Annotated in this window: 18 protein-coding genes; 2 read left to right on the forward strand and 16 right to left on the reverse strand. The window is 71.0% G+C overall.

What is annotated here, in order from left to right:
* From JF597_RS31175 to JF597_RS31215, 9 genes are all read right to left on the reverse strand, one after another.
* Positions 1 to 932: NAD-binding protein (locus tag JF597_RS31175; protein WP_294003002.1), on the reverse strand; the 932-nt coding region annotated here is incomplete at its 3' end.
* Between the two features lie 612 nt (positions 933 to 1,544).
* Complete coding sequence (locus JF597_RS31180) at positions 1,545 to 2,723, reverse strand: Wadjet anti-phage system protein JetD domain-containing protein (protein WP_294003004.1); 1,179 nt, start codon at positions 2,721 to 2,723, stop codon at positions 1,545 to 1,547.
* Positions 2,720 to 6,163: an ATP-binding protein gene (locus tag JF597_RS31185; RefSeq protein WP_294003006.1), complete on the reverse strand. Its 3,444-nt coding sequence runs from the start codon at positions 6,161 to 6,163 to the stop codon at positions 2,720 to 2,722. Before JF597_RS31185 ends, JF597_RS31180 begins: the two co-directional genes overlap by 4 nt.
* Positions 6,160 to 6,750, reverse strand: a complete 591-nt coding sequence (locus JF597_RS31190; RefSeq protein WP_294003008.1) for a DUF4194 domain-containing protein — start codon at positions 6,748 to 6,750, stop codon at positions 6,160 to 6,162. The genes JF597_RS31185 and JF597_RS31190 overlap by 4 nt, the downstream gene beginning before the upstream one ends.
* Positions 6,747 to 8,189: a DUF3375 domain-containing protein gene (locus JF597_RS31195; RefSeq protein WP_294003010.1), complete on the reverse strand. Its 1,443-nt coding sequence runs from the start codon at positions 8,187 to 8,189 to the stop codon at positions 6,747 to 6,749. Before JF597_RS31195 ends, JF597_RS31190 begins: the two co-directional genes overlap by 4 nt.
* Positions 8,190 to 8,368: 179 nt before the next feature.
* Positions 8,369 to 9,718: an AAA domain-containing protein gene (locus tag JF597_RS31200; protein ID WP_294003012.1), complete on the reverse strand. Its 1,350-nt coding sequence runs from the start codon at positions 9,716 to 9,718 to the stop codon at positions 8,369 to 8,371.
* Positions 9,708 to 11,219 carry a hypothetical protein gene (locus tag JF597_RS31205; RefSeq protein ID WP_294003014.1) on the reverse strand — a complete coding sequence of 504 codons (1,512 nt, stop codon included), beginning with the start codon at positions 11,217 to 11,219 and terminating at the stop codon, positions 9,708 to 9,710. The genes JF597_RS31200 and JF597_RS31205 overlap by 11 nt, the downstream gene beginning before the upstream one ends.
* Entirely contained in the window at positions 11,216 to 12,355 is a 1,140-nt protein-coding gene (locus JF597_RS31210) for a hypothetical protein (RefSeq protein WP_294003016.1), read from the reverse strand. The genes JF597_RS31205 and JF597_RS31210 overlap by 4 nt, the downstream gene beginning before the upstream one ends.
* Before the next feature lie 48 nt (positions 12,356 to 12,403).
* Entirely contained in the window at positions 12,404 to 13,249 is an 846-nt protein-coding gene (locus tag JF597_RS31215; RefSeq protein WP_294003018.1) for a hypothetical protein, read from the reverse strand.
* 135 nt (positions 13,250 to 13,384) lie between these two features.
* On the opposite strand from JF597_RS31215, the gene JF597_RS31220 reads away from it, so the two are divergent.
* Complete coding sequence (locus JF597_RS31220; protein WP_294003020.1) at positions 13,385 to 14,707, forward strand: exonuclease SbcCD subunit D; 1,323 nt, start codon at positions 13,385 to 13,387, stop codon at positions 14,705 to 14,707.
* The gene (locus JF597_RS31225) at positions 14,704 to 17,904 is read left to right on the forward strand and encodes an SMC family ATPase (protein ID WP_294003022.1); all 3,201 of its coding nucleotides are present in this window, start codon (positions 14,704 to 14,706) and stop codon (positions 17,902 to 17,904) included. The genes JF597_RS31220 and JF597_RS31225 overlap by 4 nt, the downstream gene beginning before the upstream one ends.
* Positions 17,905 to 18,135: 231 nt before the next feature.
* Here JF597_RS31225 and JF597_RS31230 read toward each other — a convergent pair whose 3' ends face one another.
* From JF597_RS31230 to JF597_RS31260, 7 genes are all read right to left on the reverse strand, one after another.
* The gene (locus tag JF597_RS31230) at positions 18,136 to 18,534 is read right to left on the reverse strand and encodes a hypothetical protein (RefSeq protein ID WP_006375026.1); all 399 of its coding nucleotides are present in this window, start codon (positions 18,532 to 18,534) and stop codon (positions 18,136 to 18,138) included.
* Positions 18,534 to 18,809, reverse strand: coding sequence for a hypothetical protein (locus JF597_RS31235; RefSeq protein WP_044471827.1), 276 nt, complete (start codon positions 18,807 to 18,809; stop codon positions 18,534 to 18,536). Before JF597_RS31235 ends, JF597_RS31230 begins: the two co-directional genes overlap by 1 nt.
* Before the next feature lie 111 nt (positions 18,810 to 18,920).
* Positions 18,921 to 19,817: a TniQ family protein gene (locus JF597_RS31240; RefSeq protein ID WP_294003030.1), complete on the reverse strand. Its 897-nt coding sequence runs from the start codon at positions 19,815 to 19,817 to the stop codon at positions 18,921 to 18,923.
* A 32-nt stretch (positions 19,818 to 19,849) separates the two neighbouring features.
* Positions 19,850 to 20,881 (reverse strand): TniB family NTP-binding protein, encoded by a 1,032-nt coding sequence (locus JF597_RS31245; protein ID WP_294003032.1) that lies wholly within the window; start codon positions 20,879 to 20,881, stop codon positions 19,850 to 19,852.
* On the reverse strand, positions 20,878 to 22,974 hold the full coding sequence (locus JF597_RS31250) for a DDE-type integrase/transposase/recombinase (RefSeq protein WP_294003034.1): 2,097 nt from the start codon (positions 22,972 to 22,974) through the stop codon (positions 20,878 to 20,880). Before JF597_RS31250 ends, JF597_RS31245 begins: the two co-directional genes overlap by 4 nt.
* Complete coding sequence (locus JF597_RS31255) at positions 22,968 to 24,890, reverse strand: Mu transposase C-terminal domain-containing protein (protein WP_294003036.1); 1,923 nt, start codon at positions 24,888 to 24,890, stop codon at positions 22,968 to 22,970. The genes JF597_RS31250 and JF597_RS31255 overlap by 7 nt, the downstream gene beginning before the upstream one ends.
* Positions 24,891 to 24,931: 41 nt before the next feature.
* Entirely contained in the window at positions 24,932 to 25,768 is an 837-nt protein-coding gene (locus JF597_RS31260) for a TnsA-like heteromeric transposase endonuclease subunit (protein WP_294003038.1), read from the reverse strand.
* Positions 25,769 to 25,942 lie beyond the last annotated feature (174 nt).

Here is a 25,942-nt window from a genome sequence, read left to right on the forward strand (position 1 = left end):
ATGGTGTCGCCGGCCTGCACGGCGGTCTCGGGATCGGGGTTGGGTTCCAGGGCGCCGTCGGCGCGGCGGATCAGCAGGGGCAGCGCTCCCCCGCAGGCCTGTCGCAGGGGCCGGCCCACGAGGCGGGAGCCGGCATCGAAGCGGATCTCCTCGATCCGGACGTCGGAGCTGCCGGCCCGGGTGAACTCCAGGAAGTCCACCACGTGCGGGCGGACCGCCAGCAGAGCCATCCGCCGGCCGCTGGTGATGTAGGGAGAGACCACGCTGCTCGCGCCAGCGTGGGTGAGGCGTTCGGCCGACGCCGCCTCCGAGGCGCGCGAGACGATGGCGAGCGAGGGGTTAAGGGAGTGGGCGATCAGGGTGATGTAGACGTTCTCGGCGTCCGAGTCGACCGCGCAGACCAGGCCGCGGGCGTGCGTGATGCCCGCGCGGCGCAGCACCTGCTCGGAGGCGGCGTTGCCGATCAGGTAAGGCGCGCGATCACGCTGCAGCTGCTCTTCCAGGGCGGCCTTGTTCTCGATGACGACGAAGGGGACGCCCTCGGCCTCGAACTCGCGGGTCACGGCCTGACCGACCCGCCCGTAGGCGCAGACGATGAAATGGTCGCGCAGCGTGTCGATGCGGTGCTGCATGCGCCGCTTCCTTCCCGCGGGCCCGAACCGCCCCTCCACCAGTGCTGTCCCGATCAGCCCCAGGGTCGCGACGAAGACCGCGACCCCCACCACCGCCAGCGCGGCGGTGAAGAGTTTGCCGGCCTCGGTGAGCCGGTCGGCGCCGGAGAACCCTTCCGTGGTCAGCGTCATCACCGTCATATAGACGGCGTCGGGCAGCGAGAACCCGAGCAGCGCATACCCGCCGACGCCAGCTACGAGCAGCGCCAGGAGGGCGAACGCCGCCAGGAGCACCCGCCGGCCTGTGCGTGACGGCCACACAGCACCTCCTGACCCTTCACCTTTGTCTTCAGTGTCCTCGCCAGGCATCGGGGAGCAACACGGAAGCGGTGCGGCGCCATGGGGGTGGGCGGGGTACGCCGGATGCGCGGTGGACGTACGCCAGGTGGACGCGAAGGGAGGCGGGAGAGCGTCCCGCCGGAGGGGTACCGGTGGGATCGTTCGACTCGTGGGCAGCCCCGGTGGCGATGAGCTGTCGATTCCGGGCCCGTGTGTGGCGTAGCTGACGCGTTTGTTTATTGATCTTGGTTGTGTCCTGGTGTTGCTCAGTTGTATTGAGCGGTAGGTCTGTTCCGTGGGTGGGGTTTATGCGGAGTCGAGTGTCCGGCGCCGGAGGATACGTGGGCTGAAAACGCTGGATCAGGGCACGGGCCGCCACGTCATCATCGGTCTCCGTCCGCAAACGGACGATGGTGTCCCGCCTCGGTAGCCGGGCCCGGGGGCCCCGGGGGAGGGGGCGTTACGCCGGCCGGAGCGGTCATATCCGGCGTTATCGCGGAACTGCGGACCACCCGGCCGGACGGACGCGGGCGTGGCCTCGCCCTCGATCACGGTTCCTGGTCCGTGGCCGTCCGGTGTTCTCGGCCTTGGGTGTCATTCCCGGTGCCGTGTCAGTGCCTCTCGCACGGCGGTGATGGCGATGCGCTCCTGCTCCAGGCGTAGGTGCGGCCGGTAGGCGCCGGTTCGCAGGTCTTCGTCGAGGCGGCCCTCCTCGGGGGTGAGGCGTGTCAGGCCGCCGCGTGCCTGTGTCTTCTCCTGGCCCCAGTGGGACTCGTGGGCGAGGAGGGTGGCGCGGTCCATGAGCAGTGACGTGGTGTGCGGGAAACGTCCTCGGACCTGGTCCAGGATGGCGAAGCCATGGGTGTCGATGTCGCCCCAGTAACAGAGGTCGACATCGTCGAGCCAGGGCAGATGACGCAGCAGGGCAGCGGCATATCCGGAGCCGAGGATGGCGACGGCGTCGGGGACCGGCGGCAGCGAGAGGTAGGTGATCTCGTTCTCGAGGACGAAGACGGTGCGCACCCCCGGGGACCAGCCGGCCAGTTCTTCGGCGCGGACGGTGAGTTCGCTGAAGGGCAGGGGAGAGGCGCCGAGGTAGCGCAGGCGGATGTAGATGGGTTTGGTGCGGAAGCCGTACCGTGCGACGAGATCGCTCTTCGGTGCGCTGGTGTTGACGCGACTCTCGGGGAGCACACAGTCGAGGAGTTCGGCGAGGATTCCTTTGTTGGTCTCGATGAACTTGGTGTCCACGCCCGGAGTGTCGATCTCGCGCAGGTAGACCGCCTCGGTGTCGTGGTCACGGATCCAGCACGTGGTGCGCACGAGCCGGTGCCAGTCTGCGGCGTGGGTGAGGACCTTCATGGGGTGGTCGGCCATCCACTGTGCGATGCCGGGGTCCTGGCGTGCGGTCTGCTCGTGCAGGGTGTGGAAGTGGTCGACCTGGGTGGTGACGCGGAGCAGTGTCCAGAGGCGGTCGCGGGTGTCGACCCAGACTCGGGCCGGAACGGTGTTCGACGGGGTGCCGTTGCGGCCTCCGATGGATTTGGTCTGGATGCGCAGATGCGGGTGTCGGTCGGGAGCCCAGCACTGGGCCCAGGCGAGTGCCTGCTCGTAATGCTGCAGGGCATCGGCCGCGGTCGGGCCCTTCAGCGGCACTCCGATGGCTTCGAAGGGGCGTCCGCCCGCGGCGGCGGTGAGGTAGCGGCCGCTGGTCCACTTGCGGCGCAGGGTTTCCACCACATGCTCGGGGCGGGTCCATTCTGCCGGGGTCACGACTGCTTCCTCGGGGGCTGGTTCGCCTGCTGGGCTGCTGCCTGCTTGCGGGCCCGGAACTCCTCGATGGTGAGGTTGTTCAGGCGGGAGCGGGTCTTGTCGGGGCGGTCGACGTAGCCGACGCGGGTGACGTGGGGCTCGATGACGTGGAGTTTCTGGAGCGGGGTGACGACGAGGAGCTGCAGACCCAGGCGCTGGAACAGGTCGAGGGCGAAGTGGGCGGAGGGGTCGTCACCGCGTCCGAAGGCTTCGTCGATGGTGACGAAGTGGAAGGTCTTGGGTTTCGCGGCGGTGGGGTCGATGCGGAACTGGTAGGCGAGGGAAGCCGCGAGGATGGTGTAGGCGAGTTTCTCCTTCTGGCCGCCGGACTTGCCGCCGGAGTCGGAGTGGACCTCGTACTCGGCGTCGTCCTCGCGGTTGAGTTCGCTGGCGGAGAAGACGAACCAGCGCCGCACGTCGGTGACACGGGCGGTCCACTCCTTGTCTAGACGGGTGTGCTCCGGGCGGCCCTTGAAGCGGTCGAGGAGCACCTTGACCTGGAGGAACTTTTCCTCGGTATAGGTGTCGTCGGCGTCGTTCGAGAGTGCTTCGCTGGTGCAGGCGCGCAGGTCGTGCTGGAACTCGCGGATCTCCTTGTTCGGCGTGGGGGCGGCGTTGAGCCGGATGTAGCGGCCCGGGTTGTAGTCGATGCCGGCCAGCGAGGTGTTGATCACGTCGATGCGCTCGCGGATCTGCTGCTCCTGAGCGCCGAGGCGGGCCTGGAAGGAAGCGATGTCGCGGATGACGTTGGTGCGCAGGTATTGGAGGAACTGCTCCTCGAACCGGGGCAGGTCCTCGTCGGTGAGCCGGCTGTGCAACGCGCGGTAGCCGTCGGCGGATTCGATGGTGTTGTCCAGCTCGGCGGTGTGGACCGGGTACCTGCTGCGGAAGGCGGTCATCAGCCCCGCTGCCTGGCTGCTGGCGTGGCGCAGGGCGTCGTGGCGGCTGCCGCTGCTGCGCAGCAGACGTGCTTCGGCATGGCGCTCGGCGTCGTCCAGCATCTCCAGGAGTCTGTGCTCGTCGCTGTCGGCTGCGGGCAGGAACTTCCTCAGGGCTTCCTCGTGCTCCGCCATGCCGTCGAGGTCGCACTGCGCGAGGAACGTGGTGGTCCTGCCCAGCAGGCTGGCGATGTGCTGGACGTCGCGGCGCAGACCGCCCAGTTCCTCCTGCCCCGTGGTGAACGTCTTGCTGCTCTGTACGATCTCGTTCTCGGTCCACTGGAGCTGCGCGGTGAGCTTGTCCAGGCCGGCTTCTGCTTCCAGGGCTTTCTTCTGCTGCTCGAACTGCTCGATGTCCGCGACGGTGCCCCGCCAGTCGAGTTCCGCGTAGGTGTCGACGCTGGCCAGCAGGGTGAGGGCGGCACTGGTTCCGGCGCGGGCCCGCTGCTGCTTCTCGAGTTCCCGGGTGGCCGTGGTGATGTCGGCGCTTTCGCGGGTGAGGCGGGTGGCCTCGGCGAGGAGGGCGTCGAGCTTGGCCTGGTTGCTCCAGCCCAGCACCCAGTTGCGCCGGTCGTCGATGCGGTAGGCGTCGTTCTTCTCGTGGCGGCCTCCACCGCCCTTGACAAGGCCCTGCCGGGTGACGGCGGGCCGGGTGGCGCGGGTGAACGCATCCAGGTCTTCGGCGCACAGGTAGTCGGCACGCGAGCGCAGCCGCGCGGCGAGCCAATCGCGGGCCCAGCTGTCGGACTTGAGCTGGATTTTGCCGGTCAGCAGGGTGGGGGCGTCCGGCAGCGTGGTGATGGGTGTGTGGGCGGGGACGTGGTAGTAGACCAGTCTGAGGCCCAGGTGACGGCCGTTGACCCAGGCCGAGACGGTGTCGTAGTGGGCGTGGGGGATCAGCAGGGACAGGGCGAACCCGTGCAGTACGCGCTCGGCGGCGCCGGCCCATTCGGCTTCGTCGTCGCGGACCTGGATCAGCTCGCCGGTGAACGGCAGGACTTCGTCGGAGACGCCTGCGGCGGTGGCGAGTTCGTGGCGTAGGGCCAGCAACTGGGCGGGGATGCTGGAGCGCTGCTGCTGCAGGCTGGTGATCTCGAGTCGCAGCGCGTCGGTCGCGGTGGTGTTGTCGTGGCGCGCGATGGCGAGATCGTCGAGTTTCCCGCGGGCTTGCTGCTCTTGCTCCTCGGCCCGGGAGCGGGCGGTGGAGATCTGATTGGTCCGCTCACGGAAGGAGGCGGCGTCGGGGACGGGATCCATGCCGGCCTGCGTGAGCCAGGTGCTGTACTCGGTGGCGCGCTTGCGGCGCCGTTCGCGTTCGCGGCCGAGCTCTTCGATCCGGCCGGTCAGGGAGACGAGCTTCTCCCCGCCGACTCCGTCGATACGGCGCCGCAGGCCGTCCGCCGTCCCGCGCAGCTGTTCCAGCTGTCGCTCACGAGTGGACTGCAGTTCCTCCAGTTCCGCCGCACCGGACATAAGCGCGGTGTGACGTGTTGTGAGGAGCCGGTAGCGGTGCTGGGCGAAGAACGCGGGGACGGCACCGCGGCGCTTGTCCAGGGCGGTGATCTCCCTTTGGACGGTGTCGTACCGGTCGCATGCCATCACGATCGGCGTCAGGTCCTCGATCATCCGACGGGCCCGGACGACTTCGTTGTGGCTGGCGGTGAGCGCGTCGAAGTGGGCGACGATCTTGTCGACGGCCGTCTTCGCGTCGAACGGCTCCAGCATCCGCTCGCGGACGAACTCGTCCAGGCTGCCCACGGCCTTCATCGACACCGTCTGGTGGAACAGGTCCAGGGCCTGCAGGCTCGGGATGCCCAGACCTCTCAGCAGCGCCTTGCCGTACTGGGTGTATGTGCTGCCGTGGATGGTGGCCCCGCGCTGTTTCAGCTGTCGGCGCAGGTCGGTGATGTCGGTGCCGAAGCCGGTGAAGTCGGTGTCGATGGACAGCGGTGCCTCGGCGGTGAGGTAGAACCGCTCGGGCTGCCCGCTGCTGGTCGGGGATGTCCAGTAGAAGACTTGGGCGAGCGTGAGGTGGGTGCCGAGGGCGTAGTTGGCGAAGACGCCCAGGATCACGCTGTAGGACGTATGGTCGCGCAGCCCCACGGGGCGGGTGGTGTCCGATGCCTCGACGCGCTCGTTCTTGTGATGGCCGAGGACGTAGGACCGCAGGTCGCGCTCCTTGGCGTCGGCGCCCGCCGCTTTGTTGTAAGCGATTTTGTGGGCGGGCAGAAGCAGCGTGGTGAGCGAATCGACGAGGGTGGACTTGCCCGATCCCACGCCCCCGGTGAGCAGGGCACAGTGCCCGTCGATGGTGAAGGTACAGGTGGTGCCGTGGAAGGTGCCCCAGTTGAGCACCTCCAGACGGGCGAGCCGGTAACCGGGGCCGACGCCGAACGTGCTGGCCGACTCTGCTGGCGTCGCCTGCCGGGGGATGAGCGCTGCCGGGTCGGTGGTGAGGGTCATGTGTCGTCCTTGGCCGTGGTGGAGGCAGCGTCGCGGTAGGTGGCGAGGAGGCCGTTGAAGTCGTTGAGGGCCTGGGCGTCGACCAGGGCCTTGATGTGGCGGCGGACCTCGTAGGCGCCGGTCTGTTTCGTCTGGCGCAGTGCCTTGAGGTCGACGAGCTTCTTGATGTGGGCGTCGATCTGGTCAACGAGCTGGGCTTCGTTACTGCGTGGGGGGAGGAAGCCGCGGACCATCTCGACCAGGTCGTCGCGGGTGAGTACCAGGCGCGGGTCGGCGGAGTCGGCGTCGCTGTCCGCGAGCCGTCCGCGCAGCAGGACGAGCATCAGGCTGACGGGGAACGAGAGCCGGTGGCGGGTGACCAGCCGCGGCACCGGGACGCCGTCGTCACGGGAATCGAGATCCTGCTGCCGGACGTAGGCGTAGCCCTCGGCGCGGTCGATGACGACGTCGAGGCCGATCACGCTGAGGTAGTCGCCGATCGCCGCCTGCTGGCCGACGATCTGCTCCCAGACGGCAGGGGCGTCACTCTGATAGAGCACGCCCGCTTTCAGCAGGTGAACCACGGGGACGGTCAGGGCGTCGCTCACTCCTGCTCCGCCTTTCCGGCGGCGGTGCCGCCTTCGTCGCGTACGAACGTCACATGCGGCACTCTCGCCTGCGTGTGCCCGGGCACGTGAACGCGCGGGTAGACCAAGAGGTCGGTGCGGTCCGGGTTCACGATCATGTCCAGGCCGGGGTGCTCCACCTGGAAGTAGGCGAGCAGTTCCGCCAGCCCCAGGGCCAGCGGGTGGTCGTCGACGATGGCGGCCAGGTTCGCCTGGCCGCTCGGGCTTGCGGCGACCGCCTCCAGGACATGACCGGCCAGCGCCTCGGTGTCGACGTGGACGCCGGAGAAAAGCTCGGAGATGTCCACCTCCGCGTCCTCGGATTCATCCACCGCGACGGTGTCCAGCTCGATGCGTTCGACGGGCATGTACAGCCGTCGCTCCATCGGCAGCGTCAGATGTGCCTGAGGGATGTCCAGCGTCATGCCGGGCAGGTCGGCTCGGCCTTCCAGGGCGGTGACGTGGCGCTGGATGGAGCGCACCAGCGCCAGTACGCGGCGGTCCTCCGCTCGGCTGCGGTCGACCAGGAAGCGGCGCAGTTGCTCGGTCAGCTGCCGGACTGTGTCCTGGGTGTTCTCGGCTGCCTCCAGCCAGGCGAAGGGGATCTGCAGCAGGCTCTGGTTGGTCCTGCCGTCCAGTTGCGGCAGCTGGTTGACCTGTTGCAGCAGCTCCCGCAGTTCCTGCTGGCGGCGGGGGGAGAGGAGGTAGTCGAAGAATGCCTGGAAGCTCTGTCCCTGATCGGACCGGGCGATCTCGTCGCGGTCCAGCAGGAACGCGGCCAGTTGCTCTCCCTTCCCGCCCTCGGCGGTGGCGACCTGGTGGCGCAGCCGTACGTCCAGTTCCCGAAGATTCGCCTCCACCTCGCGGAAGTCCCGCAGGAGTTCGACCGCGGTGCTCTCCACCTGCTGGTAGCGGTCCAGCAGAGCGAGCGGGGACAGCATGTCGACCTCACCGGCGCGCAGCCGGGCGATCTGGGCGTCGATCGCGTCACGCTCCCGGCGCAGTTCGTCGATGCGTGTCTGCGGATCGGTCTCCGTTCCGAACGCCATCTGCCGCAGGAGCGCGACGATGGTGTTCAGGCGGGACTCGGTTCCGATGAACGAACGTGCGGGCAGGTCCCGCACCCAGGCCACGGCCTTCTCGAGTGCCGCAGTCGCGTCGAAGTGCGCCTCGTCCTCCCCAGGCGGGTAGTACTTACGCAGCCAGCCGTTCTTCGTCCACTCCGCCAGATAGGCGTCGGCAGGCCGGGGAAACGAGCCGGGCTTTTCCTCGTTGAGGAGGTAGAGCCGGTCGTCCAGCCGGGACTCCAGCACGGTCTCCGGCACACCGCGCGCGTTCTCGTCGACGAACACCGTGCCGCAGAACGACAGCACCAAAGCGGCATTGTCCGCGCGCAGCAGCACCCACGCCGGATGACGCATGAGCTCTGTGACCTGGTCGAAATCCACACAACCCCCCGATCGCATGCAAAGTCTGTCCTGCCCCGGGCACAGCAGGTGACGTCACTCTAGAAACCGGCACTCACAAAACCCGGAAAAACGAATGAATTTGCGAATTCGGCGGGAAAGCCCCGTACTCGGGCGTTGACGTTGCGCGGGCATCATGCGGCGACGCGGTGTCGGGCGAGCTTGTCCAGCATGACCTGGTTGGCCTCCCACCCGTCAGGGAACTTCGCGCGCACGGAAAGGTGCACCGGGTCGGTGGACGGGTGGCTGTCGAGGAGGTCGGTGATTCCTTCGCGGGCGACGACGATGCATGCCTGCCGGTGGCGGGAGGCGAGGACGCACAGCCGCCCGGCCTCCAGATGGAAGGCCGTGGCGTCCCGGCGGCCGGACAACGGGTGCACGACGATGACGACTTCGAACTCGCGGCCCTGCAACCGGTTCGCAGTGTCCACCGCCACGCCCCGCGCGGCGGGGTTTCCGGTCCGGGCGAGCGCGGCCCGGACCAGGTCGGCCTGGTCGCGGTGGGCGACGCCGATGGCGATGTGACCGGCGTCCAGGGGCCGTCCGTCCGGGTAGCGCTCGCAGGTGGCGATCGCTCCGCGGATCAGCAGCCGGGCGGCGAGATCGGCGGCGGTTCGGAGAGTCTCGGTGTCGGTGCGCGGTACGTGTCGGCGGGGCAGTTCGTGCAGGGCCCAGCCGGTGGTGAACGCCTTGGCGAGGGTCTCGTCCAGGTCGGTGCGGGCGAACCCGGTGGTGCTGAACTCCAGGGCCCGGGTGGCCTCTTCGGTGCCGGCGGTGAAGCGGTTGAAGGGGTAGAACGCCTGGGCGATGGTCGGTGCGGCCGAGGCGGGCAGGCGCCAGGACACCGGCAGCCGGTGCACGGGGATACCGGGGTTGTGTTCCAGCATCACGCTGACGCCGTTCTGCGTCGGGTCGTGCGGCAGCCCGATCCAGCGCTCGGTGCCGACGATCGTGAACGGGTCCAGCTGGCCCGGGTCGCCGACGAACAGACCGCGGTCGAAGCGTTCGACGATCTGCAGCAGCATGTCCGAGCGCATCTGGTAGGCCTCGTCCAGGATCGCCCAGCCGAACGTGGTGGCGTCGCGGACGGTGGCCCACTTGGCGGCGGTGCCGACGACGATCCGGCAGCCGGCCAGATCGGCCAGGGTGCGCCCGATCGTGGTGTTCGTCAGCTCGCTCAGGGACTGCGGCGGGCTGTAGGTGCTTGCGCTCAGACGGCCGAGGGGAAGGTCGGGATGCTTCTCGGCGAGCCGCTCGATCAGGTCGTCGACCTGGTTGTTGGTCTGGGCGACGATGATCGGGCGTTCGCCGCCCGCCGTGAGTTCCTGGGCGGCGTCGACCACCAGGGTGCTCTTGCCGGCGCCCGGCGGGGAGTCGACGACGACGGCCCTGTGCCGGGAGTCGGCCAGGTCGGCCAGGATTGCTGCGGTGGCGGCGCCCGCAGCCGCGGACGCGTCGAACGTGGTGGTGTCGTCAGTCGTCATTGCCCCACTCCTCTGCGGCGGCGCCCTCGGGTACGGCGGATTCGGTGTCCGGCCCGTCCGGGCCGGCACTGTGCGTCCACGGGGTGTGATCGGACACCGGGAATCGTGGCTCCGGGCGCCACCCCGGGTCGGGTAGGTAGTCGATGCTCTGGCCGGGCTCTGGCACCGTGCCCGGCTTCGGGGCGACAGAGCGCCCCATTCCGCCCGTGACCTCCACCATGACCAGCGTGGCGTCCCCGTCGGGAAGGACGGAGACGATCACGGCCTTGTGACCGGCCGGCATGGACGGGCTGATCAGCCTCGTGTCGGCGGCCAGCCGCACGGGATCCTCGGTGCGGACGGTGACCCGCGGTCGTGGCACCCGCCTGTTCTTGGCCGTGGTGACCGTCCGGCCGGATTCGGTCTCCACGACCGTCCCGGCGAACGCCTCCCCGGCGCTGCGCCGGTCCGCCCGCACGAACCGGTCGTCGAACGCCGTCTCGGACTCGAAGTCGGCCAGCGCGCGTTCCAGCCGGCTCAGCCTCCGGGCCGCGCTGATCGCGGTGTCCCGCTTGCGCTGCGGAAGGCCCCCGGCGTCCCGGTCGTCGGAGTAGCGGGTGAAGGCCGCGCAATCGCGTTCGAAGCGCCTGGCGGTCTGCGGCGCCTCGGGCACGGACCGCAGAAGCGATATGGCCTCCCACACCATGCGCCAGGTGGGCTGGATCTGCCCCGCGATCAGCTCCCGCAGGTCGGACTCGGCGGTGGCCAGCGCACGCGGGTCACCGAGGGTGCGGGCTGTGTCGAACCGTCTGATCGCCGGCGCCAGGTCGCGGTTGTCGAATTCGGGGGAGGTCGTCGGGCCCGCTGGCGGGCACACGTCCGGGTTCTCCGCCTCGGCCATGGCCTGCTCGACGCTCAAGCCCGCCGGGGGAGAGATCCAGGCCATCAGGGAGGCGAGGTTCTGGTCCTCCAGCGTGCTCTGGCCGGTCGCCCAGTGCTCGGTGAGCATCCCGGTGACGGGCAGCAGAAGGGAGGTGCCTGCCTGCTCGGCCCTGTCGACCAGGAACGTCAGCCACATGCCGAACTCGGGGACGACATCCGGCACCGCGTGAGGACCGGACGTCGAGCGGAAGCGGCACATGCGTCCCAGATCGGCCAGGGCCTTGACGCCGCCGGGGTTGGGCACCAGGACCTGCGGCGCGTCGGTGTACAGGGAACGCTCGTCTTCACCGCGGCGGTTGTGACGGAAGGAATCGATGTAGTCCACCACGATCCGGCCGAGACCGGCGGCGAACGCGAACCGCTGGTCCCGGTTGCGGGGCTGAGACACGACCAGCAGCGTCCCGGTCCTCCTGGAGGAGCCGACCATCGCGGCCAAGGGCGCCCCGGCCTCTCCGGCCATGGCCAGCGGGACGATCACCACCGGCCGGCCTGACAGACGCCGGTGCCGGTACTCGGTCAGCGGCACCGCCCGCATCGACTCCATCGCCTGCACATGCGCCAACGCCGACAGTATGCTCACGCCGCACCTCCGAGACCTTCCAGTTCGGTGCGCAGCCGTGCTGCGTGCCGCAGGGCGTGGGCCATCTCGGACTGGGCCTCGCTGGGCTGCAGTTCGCCGTGGGCCAGCCCCATCACCATGGTCGTGGTGTCGATACCGCCGAACTGCTCGCGCACCACCGGCCCGAGGACATCCAGCGAGGCCTCCGCGCGGGCACGGCTGCGGCAGTAGAACGCCATCTCGCAGTGGTTCAGGCAGTCCGGACGGTAGGTCACCAGGACCCGGTCCAGCGATGCGGCCAGTTCCCCGGCCGGGCGCCGGGGCCGTTGCTCCTCATCCAGGTCGAGATCGAAGGTGAGGCCCTCGGGCACCAGGTCCACCAGGTCGCCGATGCGCTCGATGCGCGACAGCTGGCGGCTCAGCGCGGCCACCTGCTTGCGGGCATCGACGAACGCCGCGGTCGGCCGGTTGGTGAAGTCCTTCGGCGCGACCAGCACGACCGTGTCGGACACGGCCTGCCCGTCGATACCGGCCCGCGCGAGCAGGTCACGCAGCGCGATGATGTACGCGCACGCCTGCGTGGTCGCCGCCCGCACCTGCGTGGGATCGGCCTGCCCGTCGAGGATCGGGAAGCTCTTGATCTCCACGATGTGAAAGCGCCCGTCGACACGGAACGCCACCAGGTCCGGCTCCAGGAACGCCTCGTGCCCGCCGACCCGCAGGCGCAGCATCGGATGGTCGAACAAGGTGCCGTCACCGTCACCCCGGGCAGCCTGCAGCAGCACCTGTGCGGTGCGGTCGTGGCGCACCGCGGCGCGGCCGTCGCCGCCGACGTTGTTCAGGTCCTCGTACCCCACCTCCGGCAGCGTCAGCTGCAGGGTCTCGCGCAGGACCCGCACCAGCTCCGCGCAGCCGTTGTCCTTCACCATCGTCTCGAAGGCGTTTCCGCGCGCGAGGGCGAAGACGGACTGGCCGAAGGGCGAGGGGTGGCCGGCGTGCGCGGCGATTGCGGCCTTGTCAGAGCCGGAGGCGTCGAGCAGTGCCCGCAGTGTGCAGCGCGGGTTGTTCTGCAGGGCCGCCAGCGACCGGGCGTTGTAGTCCAGGCGCTTCGCGGATCCGCGAAGCGCGGCGAGGCGTTCGTCGACTGGTGCATTCACGGTCTCGTAGATCCTTGCGGGGGAGAAGGGACTGCTGAGCGTCAGGGGTCAGGCCCGGGCCGTCCGCAGGTACGTCACGCCCTGCGCGGGCGCGCCGAACAACTGCTGGTCGTCCTTGAGCGACTTGCGTGCCCGCCGGGCGGCCTCCGCCCGGGCGGCGCGGTCGGCGTCGGCATGCACGTCCAGCTCGGCCCCGGCGGCGTCGATCACCTGCTGCGGGTCCATCGCGCCCTCGTGACCGGCCACGCTCCTCGGCAGGGCGTCGGGGATGTTCACCGCGAAGCGCCACAGCAGCCGCAGCGCCTCCGGACCGGGCCCGCCGGCTGTGGACTCGGCCGAGGTGCGCACGGCCTCGGCGATGCGGATCGCGCCGGTGAGGAAGTCCACGCGCGGTGACAGCGGGCCGATCATTCGCTGGTCCAGCGTCCAGGTGCTGATGGTGATGAGCGCCCGCACCGGCGTCAGCAGGTCGTGCGCCAGTGCCGGGCACAGGTAGTACGGCCGGGCGCCGGGGCTGGACCGGTAGGAGCGCTCCTCGTCCCGGCGCAGGCTGGAGAGCTTGGACGCGGACAGCTCGCCCGGGAAGAACGCCTCGTGCACGCCGACGATCAGTTTGGGGGCGGCCGGGGTCCCGAGCAGCATCAGGGCACGGTGGACGTGCTCGCGCGCCGGGAGCTGTGACCCCCGCGCGGCCGGAGCCGCTGCCGGTACGGGGTGAGGCGGGGTGGTGGCCGGTTCGTCGGCGTCGACGAGGGCGTCCCAGGCCCGCTCGGCGCGGCGCAGTTGCATCCGCAGCTCGCCGGCGCGCTCGGTGTCACCGGCTGCGGAAGCGTCGCGAATCGCGCGGCGCAGGGTGCTGATGCTCTTCTCCAAGGCGTCCAGCGGATCACTCATGCCCCAGACGTTACCAGAGTTCCAGAGCTTTCCAGACTTCTTCCCGAGATTCGGTGTACAGTCGGCGCCACCGAACCTCCGGCCGCAGCGGCGCAGCCCGCGCCGCCCCGCAGACCGTTCCCCTGGAGGCACCCCGTGACGGGACGCGTGTTCCACACCTCCGACTGGCACCTGGGCCGCCAGATCGGCCGCTACCGGCGTGATACCGAAGTCGACGCCGTCCTGGACGAGATCATCGACATCGCCGCCGATTTCGCCCCCGACCTGATCGTGCACAGCGGCGACCTGTTCGACAGCTCCCGACCGGGCCTGGACGACCTGCGCCGTGCGGCGCAGGTACTGCGCCGCCTCGGCGAGATCGCGCCCGTGGTCGTCGTCGCCGGCAACCACGACACCACCTACGTCCTGGCGTTCCTGAAGTTCATGCTGAGCGACATGGGAACCCGCGAAGGGGACGAGGCCAGGGTCCGCTTCGCCACCGACGCCCGCCCCGACGGGCTGCTCGTGGCCGAATACCCCACCAGAGGCGGGGAGCTGACACTGCGCATCGGCGCGCTGCCGTACCTGCACCCCAACCGGTTCACCTACGACTTCGCCGACCCCGGCATGACAACCGCGGCCTACACCGAGCGGATACGCATCGTCCAGGCCGACGTGTACCGCCGCCTGGCCGCGGGCCGCGGCGCACGGGACGTCCTGATCTTCGCCGCCCACCTGTTCGTCGAGGGGGCCACCCCTTCCCACTCGGAGCGGAAGATCTCCCTCGCCGCCGAGTACGCAGCCGCCGCCGCTGACCTGCCCGAGGTCGCCTACGGCGCCCTCGGCCACATCCACAAGCAGCAGTCTGTCGGCCGTGCCGGCTTCCCGGCCCATTACGCGGGCAGCCCGCTGCAGATGGACTTCGGCGAGAGGGGCGACACCAAGGGCGTGGTGCTGGCCGAGGTCGGCCCGGGCATCGAGCCCCGCATCGACTTCGTGCCGCTGACCGCCGGCCGCCGTCTGATCCGGCTGGAAGGCACCTTGGAAGAGATCACGCAACGCGCCAGCCGTGTTGGAGACGCCTGGGTGAAGGCGGTGGTGAGCGTGGAGGTCTCCAACCCCTTCCTGCCGGACACCCTCGCCAAGATGATGCCGCAGGCGACGCTCGTCGACATCGACGAACGCCGCACCGGGGCAGCCGACCGTGTACTGGACCGGGAGGCCTCCACCGGAGAACTCCCCGATGTCGAAGACCTGTTGCGCGACTACCTGCCCGGCCGCGGCACCACCGGCCTGGCTCTGGACCGTGCCATGGCCGCCCTCGCCCATCTGCAGGCCGAACCTGACCCCGACGATCCCGCCCCGTGCTGCGAGGAGAATCTGCTGACCGCGGCCATCGCCGGCCAACCCCTCGACACCATCGACCGCTCAGGCCTGCTGCCCGGCATCGACACTCCCGGAGCGAAGACAACGCGATGAAACCCCTGACACTGTCCATCATCGGACTCCGCAGCTACCCCACCCCGGTCACCGTCGACTTCACCGGCAAGAACCTGGTCGCCGCCCTCGGCAACACCGGCGCCGGCAAGAGCAGCATGCTCGACGCCATCGTCTTCGCCCTGTTCCGCAAAAGCTCCTGGGACGCCAAGGAACCCCGGCAACTCATCGCCGACGGCGCGCAGGCCATGAGCGTCGAACTCACCTTCCTGCACAACGGACAACGCTGGCACATCCATCGCACCATGCACGCCACCAACCCGAACGCAGCCCGGCACCATCTGAAGAACCTCGACACCGGAGAGGAGATCGACGGCGCCAACGACGTCGACCCCCGCATCAAGGCGATCCTGCAGATGGGCTACGACACGTTCCTGCGTGTCGGGCTGCTCCCGCAAGGCAAGTTCGACCGTCTCCTTGTCGCCGCCCCCAAGGAACGGAGCGCGCGGCTGAGAGAACTCTTCGGTGCCGAGTCCCTGGAGTCGGTCCAGCAGATGGCCGCCCGCCGTCGCGAGGCGCTCAAGGACCTGCTGGTCGACGCTCGGGCCAAACGCGAATCCATGCCGGCCGACCCCGAGCGGGCCGCCGAGGAAGCCGGCGCCGCCGCCGACGCGGCCGAAGCCCGCGCCGAACGCCTCAGCACCGCCGTCGACCGCATCACCGGGCTGCAGAAAGAAATCTCCGAAGCCCGGACCGCCGCCGAAAAGACGGCCGCCGCCAGAACGACCCTGTCGGCGCGCACGGTGACCGGCGCAGACACCGCCCTCGACGCACTCGAAGCCGTTGCCGCCGACATCGCCGCACGACGCGACGCTCTGGATGACCGCGACGCCCAAGCCCGAGCCCAGGAAAGCGAACTGACCGACGCGATCACCGCAGCAGAGGCGGAAGGAGAAGGCCCAAGCGACCTCACCAAAGCCGCAGTGATCCTCCAGACCCTCGCGGAGCACGCCACGGAACACCGCAGCGAGCGCGACCGGATCGCCGAACTCACCGGACAACTCGCAGGCGAACGCGAGGACATTACCACGACCGAAACGGACCTGGCCGAGCGCGTCGCACACACGAAACCGCTCGCAGAGGCAGCCCGCGCCGCTTCGCAGGCGAGCAGAGAGATCCGCATCCGCGCCTCCACCGCCCGCACCGCGCTGACCACAGCCCTCTCGACGGCCCGCCGCGTCGCCGACACCGCGAGCGCCGAGGCCACCGCGGTGAGCGAACACCGGTCCGCTCGGGACGACCTCGGCCCGCTGGAAACGGCAACAGCCGCCGCCGACAAAGCCCTCGCCGCCGCCGAGAAACATCTGGAAGCACACCGACTGCGCAACAGGGCCGCCGCGGTCGCCGCCGAACTGCAGCCGGGCGACGACTGCCTCGTATGCCACCGCCAGCTCCCGGCCGACTTCGCACCCGCCTCCACCACCGATACCGTCGAGCTGACTACGGCGAAAACACAGCTCGACGAGGCGAAGGCCGTACGAGAGGAGGCCGTGGAACGGCTCGCCGAAGCCCGCGCCACCGTGACCGAGGCCGAGAAGACGGTCCTCACCCGCGAGAAAGACCACCGGGACACACAGCAAAAGGCACGCAAGGCCATCGCGGAAGCAGTGAGCGCGTTCGAAGACCTTGAGTCCCTGGCCGCCGGAACCGGCCGAGGCTTCGAGGCGGAACCAGCTTCGGCGACACTGACCGCGGCCACCACGGCCCTGGCGACCCCGACCACCGACGGTGCCGCACAACCGCAGGAGCGCCCCGAGCAGAACACCGCACCCATCACCGACGCCATCGCCGCGTGCGAACAGACAGCCGAGGACCACGCCGAGCACCTGAAAACCGAAGAGCATCGCCTCACCGCCCGCCTCGAGGCAGAACACAAGGCGCTGGAAAGGCGCAAGGAAGCACACCGCCGCGCCGTCGACGACGCGGTGACAGCCTCCAAGAGGCACGCCCGCGCCGCGGCCAGGACCACCGCCGACCTCCACGCGCTTCCCACCCGCATCCGGGCGATACTGCCGGACGAGGCCATCGACGTCACCGCCGACGAGACATCCGCTGCCGCCGCTGCGGTCGCCACCCGGCAGGCCGAAACCCAAGAACTGCTCGACCGGAGAGAAGCGGCCCGAGCGGAGAAGACCTCTGTACTCGCCCAGCAGCGCGCCCTCGACCAGGAGGCCCGCACCGGCCTGGAACGCCCGCTGAACGAACTGCGAGGCAACCTGGACGCCTGGGCCCATGCCGCAACCCAGGCGGTTGCCCACCTCGACGACGCCAGCAACCACCGGATGCCCCAGGCCCCCACCGAGCCGGGAATCGCCGAAGTCCGGCAATTCGTCGTGGAACTGTCCGCGGTCACCCTGATGCTGGACGACCAACTCACCGAACGCGCTACCACCGCCACCGAACGCGCGAACACCGCGGCGACTAGCCTTGGCGAGCAGGCCGCCGCGCTCCGCGACGTCGAGGACTTCGCCTCCGCAGCCGACCTGACAGCTCCATCGGCACTGCATCCCCTCGTCACCGCGGCTGCACACGCCAACAGAGAGATCGAAGAGCAGCGCCGGAAACAGCAGAAGGCGCTGGACACGATCAAACCGGCCGCCGACCTGGACTTCGCCATCGCCGCCGGCAAAGCCCGCTGCGAGGCCCTGGAGGTGCTGCGCACCGAACTGGTCGACGCCAAGTTCCTGGGCCATCTCACCACCCTGCGCACTCACGCACTGCTCGGCGTGGCCAGCGACCTGCTCCAGCACATGACCGAGGGACGATTCGGCTTCGCCGACACCTTCGACATCGTCAGCCGCAGCTCCGGAGTCAACCACCACCCGAATCGGCTGTCCGGCGGTGAGAAGTTCCTGGCGTCGCTCGCCCTGGCCCTGGCGCTCGCCGAACTGCACTCCCGCAACGGGTCGAGCCTCGGCTCGCTGTTCCTCGACGAGGGCTTCGCAGCCCTCGACACCACCACACTCGACTCGGCCCTCGACGTGCTGCGCGCCCAGGCCGGAGGCAACCGCCTCGTCATGGTGATCAGCCATCTGCATGCCGTCGCCGAAGCGGTCGACGAGGTCCTGTGGGTGGAGCGGACCCCTGCCGGGTCCTCCGCACACTGGCTGACGTCAGCCGAACGCGACGACCTGGTGCAAGCTGATCTGGCCAGCGGCCTACAGGAACTCGCGCGGTAGCGGCGCTGGCGAGTCAGGCGAGATGGTGGTCTCACCGGGCAGCGGGCCGGGCGCGGACGGCCACACGGTGCTGGCCCGGGTTGGTGCGAAGACGGGTCCCGACGAGGAGCGGGTTCTCGCCTGGGTGCGGACTGGGTGGGGCGGTGCTGTTCCCGGCGAAGGAGCGCTGGGCCCTGTGGGCCGGGCCAGCGACGGTGCGGGCGGGTTTGACGGAGCTCCAGGCGCGGGCGGTTATGGGCCGGGGTGAACAGCCTGGACGCCGGTGCCCGCGTACGCCTTCGGCGTCAAGGTGAGCAGAAACCGGCCGCTCGGATGGGCGGCCGACGGCCGGGCGGCGTGGATGGCGTGGACGGCGGCCCAGGAGTGCCCGAAGCGCAGCAGTTCGGTGGCGGTGACTGCGGCGTCGGTATCGAACGCTTCGATCCGGATGAACCGCAGTCCCTTGATGTAGCTGAGCAGCCCAGGCCGCTCGGTGTCGCCGGCCGTCAGCGACAGCACCGGCGCGTACAGATCGCCGAGCCCGCCGGATGCCTGGACATAGAACGCGGCGACCGCCTCATTGAGGGGGTCCTTCGGGTCATATAGAGCAACGGCGGTGGTGTGATCCAGGACAACCGCGATCGCCGCCACTACGCGATCGCCCGCGGACCGGGCGAGGCGGCGCCCAGGCGCTCCAGCAGAGCCCGGGCCTTTGCCTCCGCCTCCGGGCTCGGCGCGCTGCCGAGGGCGGAGGCGAGCTCGGCGCGGGCCAGCTCGGCGCGCTCGGCGTATTCGGCCTGCGTGGGCGTGCTCTGTGCCAGCTCCTCGACCAGGCTGCGGATGGTCGTGCCGTGCTCGGCCGCCAACCGCGCCAGCCGGTCCCGTGCGGCCGCGCTCACCTTGATGCTCGTCTCGTCTGCTGCCATATCCCGAACTGTACCGCGTTCCTCTACTGGTGGTAGAGGAGCTGTGACGGGAGTACCCGCATCACCATCCGCAACAAATCTTGTGCGGGCCGGGCGGTGGTGTGGGTTGGCTCAGCGGGTGGCGAGGCGTTTCCAGAGCAGGTCGTGGTCGGCGGGTGCGAGGCGAGGCAGTTGGAGGCGGCCGGCGAGTTGGTGGAGGAAGGCGCTCTGCTGTGTGCGTGTCAGGGGGTGCGGGGGCAGGCGGTCAAGAGCCGCGGCGAGGGTGAGGGTCTCGGGGTAGGTGATCAGTTCGCGGCAGGTCAGGGCGGGAGAGGCCGGGCCTGGTGACATGCGGGGGTTGGCGGCGGTAAGCCGGTGCAGGCGTGTGTGCCAGCGTTCGTGTACGTGCTGATGGTGGTCGTACCAGCGTGTCGTGATCGTCGATGCCCAGCTCAGGGAGACCGGTGTCGCCGGGCGCCGCGCGCGAAGGTGGGCTTGGGTGAGTTCGGGGACGGCTCGGATGTCGAGGGGCGCGGGATGCCGGGGGTCGCTTGAGGCCTGTTGGTGGCGGGTGCAGATCATGATCCGGGGCAGGTGTGGCGGCGGGTGGATCCACGCGGGGGCTGCCGTGTGCGGGCTGCGGCCGATGGTGCAGGCGGTGCACGCCAGCAGCGGCTGCAGGGCTGGCTCGACCACATGCCAGTGGGCGGTGGCCGTGCCGTGCGCGTCGGTGTTGGCCAACGAGGGCGCGGGCGGGCGCAGATGGGGCAGGGCACGGGTGACGTGCGTGATGGGGATGCGTGCGAAGCCGGACAGGCGGCGGGCGGCCTCGGCGCTGAGGCGGATCTCGGCGGCGGGCAGGGCGTGCTCGGTGCCGGTGACGGTGATGCAGAGACCGTCGAGGAGCTGGGCCGGGGTGAGGCGGTAGGCGGCGGCGAGGCGGGTGAGGTAGGAGGCGGTGGCCTCGCCGGGCAGCGGCCGTACGCGCAGCGCGCCGGGCGCGGACGGCCACATGGTGGCGGCCCGCACCGCAGGTGAAGGTCTGGCCGCGGCCCGGGAGGTCACCGGCCGTTGGGCCGGGTACGGCGGCGGGGCGAGCGGGGCCGGTAGTGCTCTTCGGCGAGGTGGTCGAGCGCGATGCCGTCCAGCAGCCCTTTGGTGATGCGTTCGCTGCTGTCGAGGATGGCTTCGATGGCGGCCTGGCGGATCAGGCGGGAGAGGCTGCCGATGCGTCCGGCGGTCCGTTCGTGCAGGTAGGGGGCCAGCTTCGGCAGGCTGCCCGCGCGGTGGGCGTGCAGGTCGAGAGCCTGCTCGAGGGAGGCGATCAGCTCCCGGAACGGCTCCCGCTTGCCGGCCCGGGCGGGCAGTGCCCCGCAGTCGATCAGGGAGGCGCGCCCGGCCAGCTGCGCGCCGCGCACCCCGGTGAACACGGCGCTGTCGGTGACGTCGATGCCCGCGTAGACGAACGTGGCCCGCACGCGTTCGGTGAGGTCCTTGAGCCAGTCGGCGGCCTCCGCGCCGGTGGACGTGCGGGGATTGAGCCGGTGGATCTCGTCGATCAGCACGAGCTTGACCCCGGCCGCGGTGTAGGTGTGGCAGACGGCGGTGGTGATCTGCGCGGTGGTCATGCGGGTGGTGACGGGGATGCCGAGGTAGCGGGCGAACTCCCCGGCCAGGGTCTTGGCGGTGGCGCCGGGCGGCACCAGCACGTAGGCGACGGGCACGCTGTCGTCGCCGGGCGCGGCGCGGCGGGTGTGGGCCAGGTGGCAGGTGCGGCCCACTTCGAGCAGCGCGGTCGTCTTGCCGGTCGTGGCTGGGCCGGTGACGATCAGGGACGGGCGTGCGGTCACTTGCTGGTGGCGGCCGAGGATCATCAGGGTGCGCACACTGCGTGAGAGGGTTTCGATGGCCGGGGTACGCACGGTGACGAACTGGGAGTGGTAGGCCAGCCGTTCCTCCGATGAGCGGGGTGCCTGGCCCGGCTGCGGCGGTGTGGGCGGTGCGGTGGTGGCGAACCGGGCGAAGGCGTCGAAGGTGGTGACTGTCCCTGCGGACGTCTCCTCGGCGGGGGGCGTGGTGTCGGGGCTGGTCACCAGTGTTCGGCCTCCTCGAAGGCGTCGTACAGCGCGAATCGGGCCGGCGGCGGGGACTCTTCATCACCGGCTTGGCTGTCGTCATCGTCATGGGCGCTGGCTTCGGCGGCGTCGAGGCTGTCCCCGGGGCCCCGGGCGGGGTACTGAGCTGGCGGTGTCCCCGGCGGGGAGTCCGCCGGCCGGGACGGGGCGGCAGTCGCTGCCGGGCTCCCGGTCCGGGGGCGGCTGCGGCGCAGGACCTGGTCGGCGGCCTCGGCCAGGTCGGCCTCGTGGCGCTCGCGGTCGACGCGCCGGTTCACAGCGGCGCGGATGTGGCGCCATGCGGTCTCGCCCATGGGGGCGTGGACGTGGTCGCGGTGGATCCACGGGATCTCGTGCAGGTGTCCGTCGGGCAGGCGGATGTAGATCTGGCGTATGTCGTGCGGGTTGAGGTGGACCTCCCACCCGCCTCCGGGCCCGGTGGGGGAGGGCCGGCCGCGGTGTTCATTGAGGCAGGCGTGGTCGTAGGTGCGGTAGTTGATGCGGATGCCGCGGCCGGTTATGGGGTGGAAGCGTACGGGCAGCAGTTCCAGGTAGTCGGCGCCGGCCAGCGGAAGCGGCACGTACCCGGACGCGCCCAGCAGCGCGCCCCACATCTCGTTCGGGGCCAGGGCCTTCTTCGGCAGGAACGGATGGCGCAGGCCCTCGTGGGGGCGGTGCTGCCAGACGGCGGTGACCCACTCCTCCAGCAGCTCCTGCAACTGGGCCACCGTGAACCGCGCTTCGTCCTGAACCGTCTCGCCGCGCTCCAAGATGTGGGAGCCGGTGTAGCCGGCGATGTGCTGGGCGACGAGCGTGTTGATACTGCCGAAGGTCCGCTCGACGGCGCCCTTGGCAGCAGGGGAACGCGGTGGCGCGGGCTGCACGCTCACCCCGAGGGTCTCGCAGGCGGCCAGGAAAGCTGCGGAGACGAAGATGGCCCCGCGGTCGATGACGATCGTCTCCGGCACCACCACCGGCCGCGCTGCCGCCTGTTCCAGTCGGTTGTCCAGGGCGAGGAGCCGGTCGTAGGGGACGGCGGCGTGGGACAGGCGCAGGTGGTCGGGCCAGCCGGGCCGTGCGGGATGGGGCACGGCCATCTCCGCCAGCAGCAGGGCGGCGTCCACGGCCTTGGTGCCCTCCTCGCGCAGCACGGCCGCCACCACCGAGCGGGTCGCCACGTCGAGAGCGATCGTCAGCTCCGGGCGCACCGGCTTCCCGTCCTCGCCGACGGCCATCACGTCCAGCCGGGTGGTGTCGACCTGCACCAGCTCGCCCGGCCGCAGCGCCACCGTCGGCGTGTACGGCCGCACCGGCGTGGTGGTGGCGGTGCGGGCCGGCCGTCCGGGATGCTCCAGAGGATCGGCGAGCACGCGCACCAGCCGGTTGAACGTCGACGGCGCAGGCAGCTCGACCGCGCCCGGCCCGTGCGTGTCGGCCAGGATCTGCCCGGTCAGCTCCCGCAGCCCCTTCAGCGTGCCCTTCGAGCGGCCGCGCTGGCGGCGCAGTGCCTCCAGCACGGCGGCCACCACCCGCTCATCGGCCCGCCCTGTCGCACGCGACGGCTTGCGGCGGGGGATCAGCCCGAGCAGGCCGCTCGCGTGGTAGCGGGCGCGCATGCGGCGCACGGTGGCCCGGCTGACCTGGGGCCAGCCCAGCCGGGCGAGTTCGTCGGCCTTGGCCTGTTCCCGCTCGGCCATCGACCGCCGGGCCGGGTCGTATTCGGGCCGCGGCACGCCGCCGCTTGCCGGCCCGCCGGGCAGCCCGGTCTCGACCTCGCGGATGTGCCGCTGCCAGGCCAGGGCCCGCTCGCGCTCCCGCTCGGGCACCGACTCCAGCAGCCCCCACGGCGGCACCGCGGCGGCGGGCGAGTCCATTACGGCGAAGGAGGGGTCGGCGAACAGGAAGGAGGCAAGCACGGAGGCGGTCTGCCCGTGCTCGTCGACGAGACGCACCGACGCCCCGGCCACGGCGGCCACCTGCCAGGCGCGGCCCTCGAACGTCACGTACGCCCCGAGCTTGACCTGCCGGTGCCGGGCTGCGGCAACCGGGCGGCCGCCGTGTGCGCTCACCACAGTTCGGCCTCCGCCTGCGGGTCGTACACCCCAAACCCGCCGGTATCCCGGGCAATGCGGTCGCCGGCACCGCCGCCATCAGCGTCGTGCACCATCATGCCGTCGGCGATCCCTTCCACGGCCGCGACGTCTGCACTGCGCCCTGTCTCGCCGGAGCCGTCGGTCGTCTCGCTGCCCGGCGGTGCGCCCGCGCCGCGGCGCGTAAGGACGCTGCCGGTGCGGCGCCGGACCGTCTCGTCGAACGGGCGCAGGGTGTGCTCGCCGTCGGCCCACCCGATCGCGTGGAGCAGGCCGTCGGGCAGCCGGACGAAGACCTGCCGCGGGTCGTGGGGGTGGTGGTGGACCTCCCACCGTCGGCCGCGGCCGCGGTGTTCGTCCAGACACGCATCGTCGTAGCGGCGCCCGCCCAGCCGGATCCCGGAATCGGTCAGGGCGCACCGGGCTGCTGGCAGCAGTTCGCCGTAGTGCTGCCCGGCCAGCGGCAGCGGCACCGTCCCGGCCACGCCCAGCAGCACCTCCCACATCTCCTGGGGGGCAAGCCCCGCCCGGGGCAGCAGCGGATGGCGCAGCTGCTCCTGGGGCCGCTGGTGCCACCTGACGGTGATCCATTCGTCCAGCAGGTCCTGCAGCTGCGGCATGCTCCAGTACGCCCCGGCGGTCTCTCCCGCTGCGCATGCTTCTTCCGCCGCGGTGGCGTGCCGCGCGAACAGGCCGGCGAGGACCTCCAGCGTGTACGCGGCGCCGCGACGGGCGCCCGCCGTCCGGGACGGGGCCGGCTCCAGGCTGATGCCCAGGCCCTCACACACGGCCAGGACACCGGGGGCGACGGCGGCCGTGGACGGGGCGACGACGAGCGTCTCGGGCACGGCCGCAGGACGCGCCGCGGTGGCCTCGATCCGTGCGGGCAGTGACACCAGCCGCCGGACAGGCCCGCCCGCATGGGCCTGCTCCAGCAGGGCCGGCCAGCCCGGGCGCTGCGGCCTGGGCACGGCCATCTCAGCCAGCAGCACCGACAACGAAACCGGCCCGTCCTGGGGCGGGTGCAGCACGGCGGCCAGCACGCAGCCGCTCGCCGCGTCCAGTGCCGCCGTCACCGCCACCGGCACCACACCCCCGTCCTCGCCCACCGCCCGCAGACCCAGGCGGACGGTGGCGACGTGGACCCGCTCGGCAGGCCGCAGCGCAGGCGGCGGGCCGCCCGAGCGGGCCGGGCCGGTGGCGGTGCGCGCCGCACTGCCCGGTGGCTCGGCCGGATCCGCCAGCACCTTCACCAGCCGGTACAGCGACGAGCGGCCGGGCAGCTTCACCCGGGTCGGCCCGTGGGTCTCCACCACGATCTGCTCGGCCAGCTCGATGACCTGCAGGGTGGTGGTCTTCGACCGGCCGCGGCGCCGGCGCAGGGCCTCCAGTACGGCGGCCACCACCCGCTCGTCGGTACGCCCGGTGGGGGAGAAGGCGCGCAGGTGGCGCTTGTCGACCAGCCCCCACAGCCCCTGCCGCTGGTAGACCAGCCGCATCCGCTGCACCGTGGTCCGGCTGGCCCTGGCCCAGCCCAGCGCGGCCAGTTCACGCGCCTTGGCCTCTTCCCGCTCGGCGAGGGTGAAGCGCTGCGGGTCGTATTCGGGCCGGGGCGCGCCGCCGCCTGCCGGGCCGCCGGGCCGCCCGGTCTCGACCTCGCGGATGTGCCGCAGCCAGGCCAGGGCCCGCTCCTGCGCGGCCAGCGGCACCATCTCCCACAGCGCCGGGGCCGGCGGATCCGCAGCCGCGGGACCCGTCACCGAGAAGCCGGGCGCGGACACCAGATGGGCGGCCACCACACACCCGGTGGCCCCGTCCTCGGCGGCCAGGTGCACCCGCCCGTCGACCAGGCCGGTCACCTGCCAGGCGCGGCCCTCGAACGTGACCTGAGCGCCCACCTCAACACACCGCCCACCAGGGGCGGTCACCACGTGCTTGCTCAACTCTCCTGCTGCTCCCGCCGCTTCCCGTCGCCTGCGGTAGGGCCGGGCGTCACGAGGGTGTGCTCGCCCAGCGGCCGTGTCAGGTCCGCGGCCAGCCGACCGTGCCACAGCGCGTGGTAGAGCACCGGCAGCGCGGTGAGGACCTCGCCCGCCGCCGCAGCCCCGGCCATCAGCGACCGCGGCGCGGCGAAGGCCTCGAGCACCGCCTGCTCAAGGCCGCCCGCGTCGCGGTGGCGGGGGTGCCGGTAGCCGGCCAGCCACCGCACGTTCGCCGCCACCACTTTCTCGGGCGGCGCCAGGCGCCGGTAGGTGAAGCCCACCGCCTCACACGCCGCTTCAAGCGCCGCGGCGCCGCGCTCGGCCCGGCCGGCGGCGGGAGCCGTCGCGGCGGGGCAGTTGGCAAGCAGCGCGCGGCCGTCGGCGTAGCGGGCGAACAGCTGCGGCACCCACGTCAGCACCCGCCCGCTGTCCGGATCGCGCCAGATCAGCCGCACCGGCCGCGCCGACAGGCCCACCACGCGCGGATCGCGGTCCAGGAACATCAACTGCGTGCACATCGCCTGCGATCCGTGCATCACATGCCGCCCGGTCGTGGCCGACCACCACCAGCCCGGCCCCCACCGCCGCCCCGGCACCACCGGGAACGCCGCCACCGGAGCCAGCTGCTCGAACCGCACCGCTACGGCGGCCTCCACCCAGCGGCGCTGCACGAGCGTGCCGTCCACCCCGGTGAACTCCGCCTCCACCGTGCCCGGTTCCGGTACCCGGTAGACGCTGCCGGCGACGGCGGGTAAGCCGGCCGGCGCGCCGTCCTGGCTGCTGTCGATGATCACGTACTCCAGACAACGTCATACCGGTCGCGCCGCGCAGGCGAACCGGGCGGTAACCAGGACACGTTCTTCTCGGCTCCCGGCCCCTCGCCATGAGCGTGCGCGCCCACGGTGCCACCTGGTGCCGCCCGTGTCAGTGCGGGTCTCTGCACCTTCCCGCCCGCCCCGCGAGCACTG

Origin of the sequence: Streptomyces sp. (assembly GCF_019510245.1) — a bacterium.
Lineage (GTDB): Bacteria > Actinomycetota > Actinomycetes > Streptomycetales > Streptomycetaceae > Streptomyces.

Excerpts from the sequence above, each read along its gene's own strand:
- JF597_RS31225 (WP_294003022.1), top strand. The coding sequence starts at position 14,704 with ATGAAACCCCTGACACTGTCCATCATCGGACTCCGCAGCTACCCCACC.
- JF597_RS31235 (WP_044471827.1), bottom strand. The coding sequence starts at position 18,809 with ATGGCAGCAGACGAGACGAGCATCAAGGTGAGCGCGGCCGCACGGGAC.
- JF597_RS31200 (WP_294003012.1), bottom strand. The coding sequence starts at position 9,718 with ATGACGACTGACGACACCACCACGTTCGACGCGTCCGCGGCTGCGGGC.
- JF597_RS31215 (WP_294003018.1), bottom strand. The coding sequence starts at position 13,249 with ATGAGTGATCCGCTGGACGCCTTGGAGAAGAGCATCAGCACCCTGCGC.
- JF597_RS31195 (WP_294003010.1), bottom strand. The coding sequence starts at position 8,189 with ATGCGTCATCCGGCGTGGGTGCTGCTGCGCGCGGACAATGCCGCTTTG.
- JF597_RS31185 (WP_294003006.1), bottom strand. The coding sequence starts at position 6,163 with ATGACCCTCACCACCGACCCGGCAGCGCTCATCCCCCGGCAGGCGACG.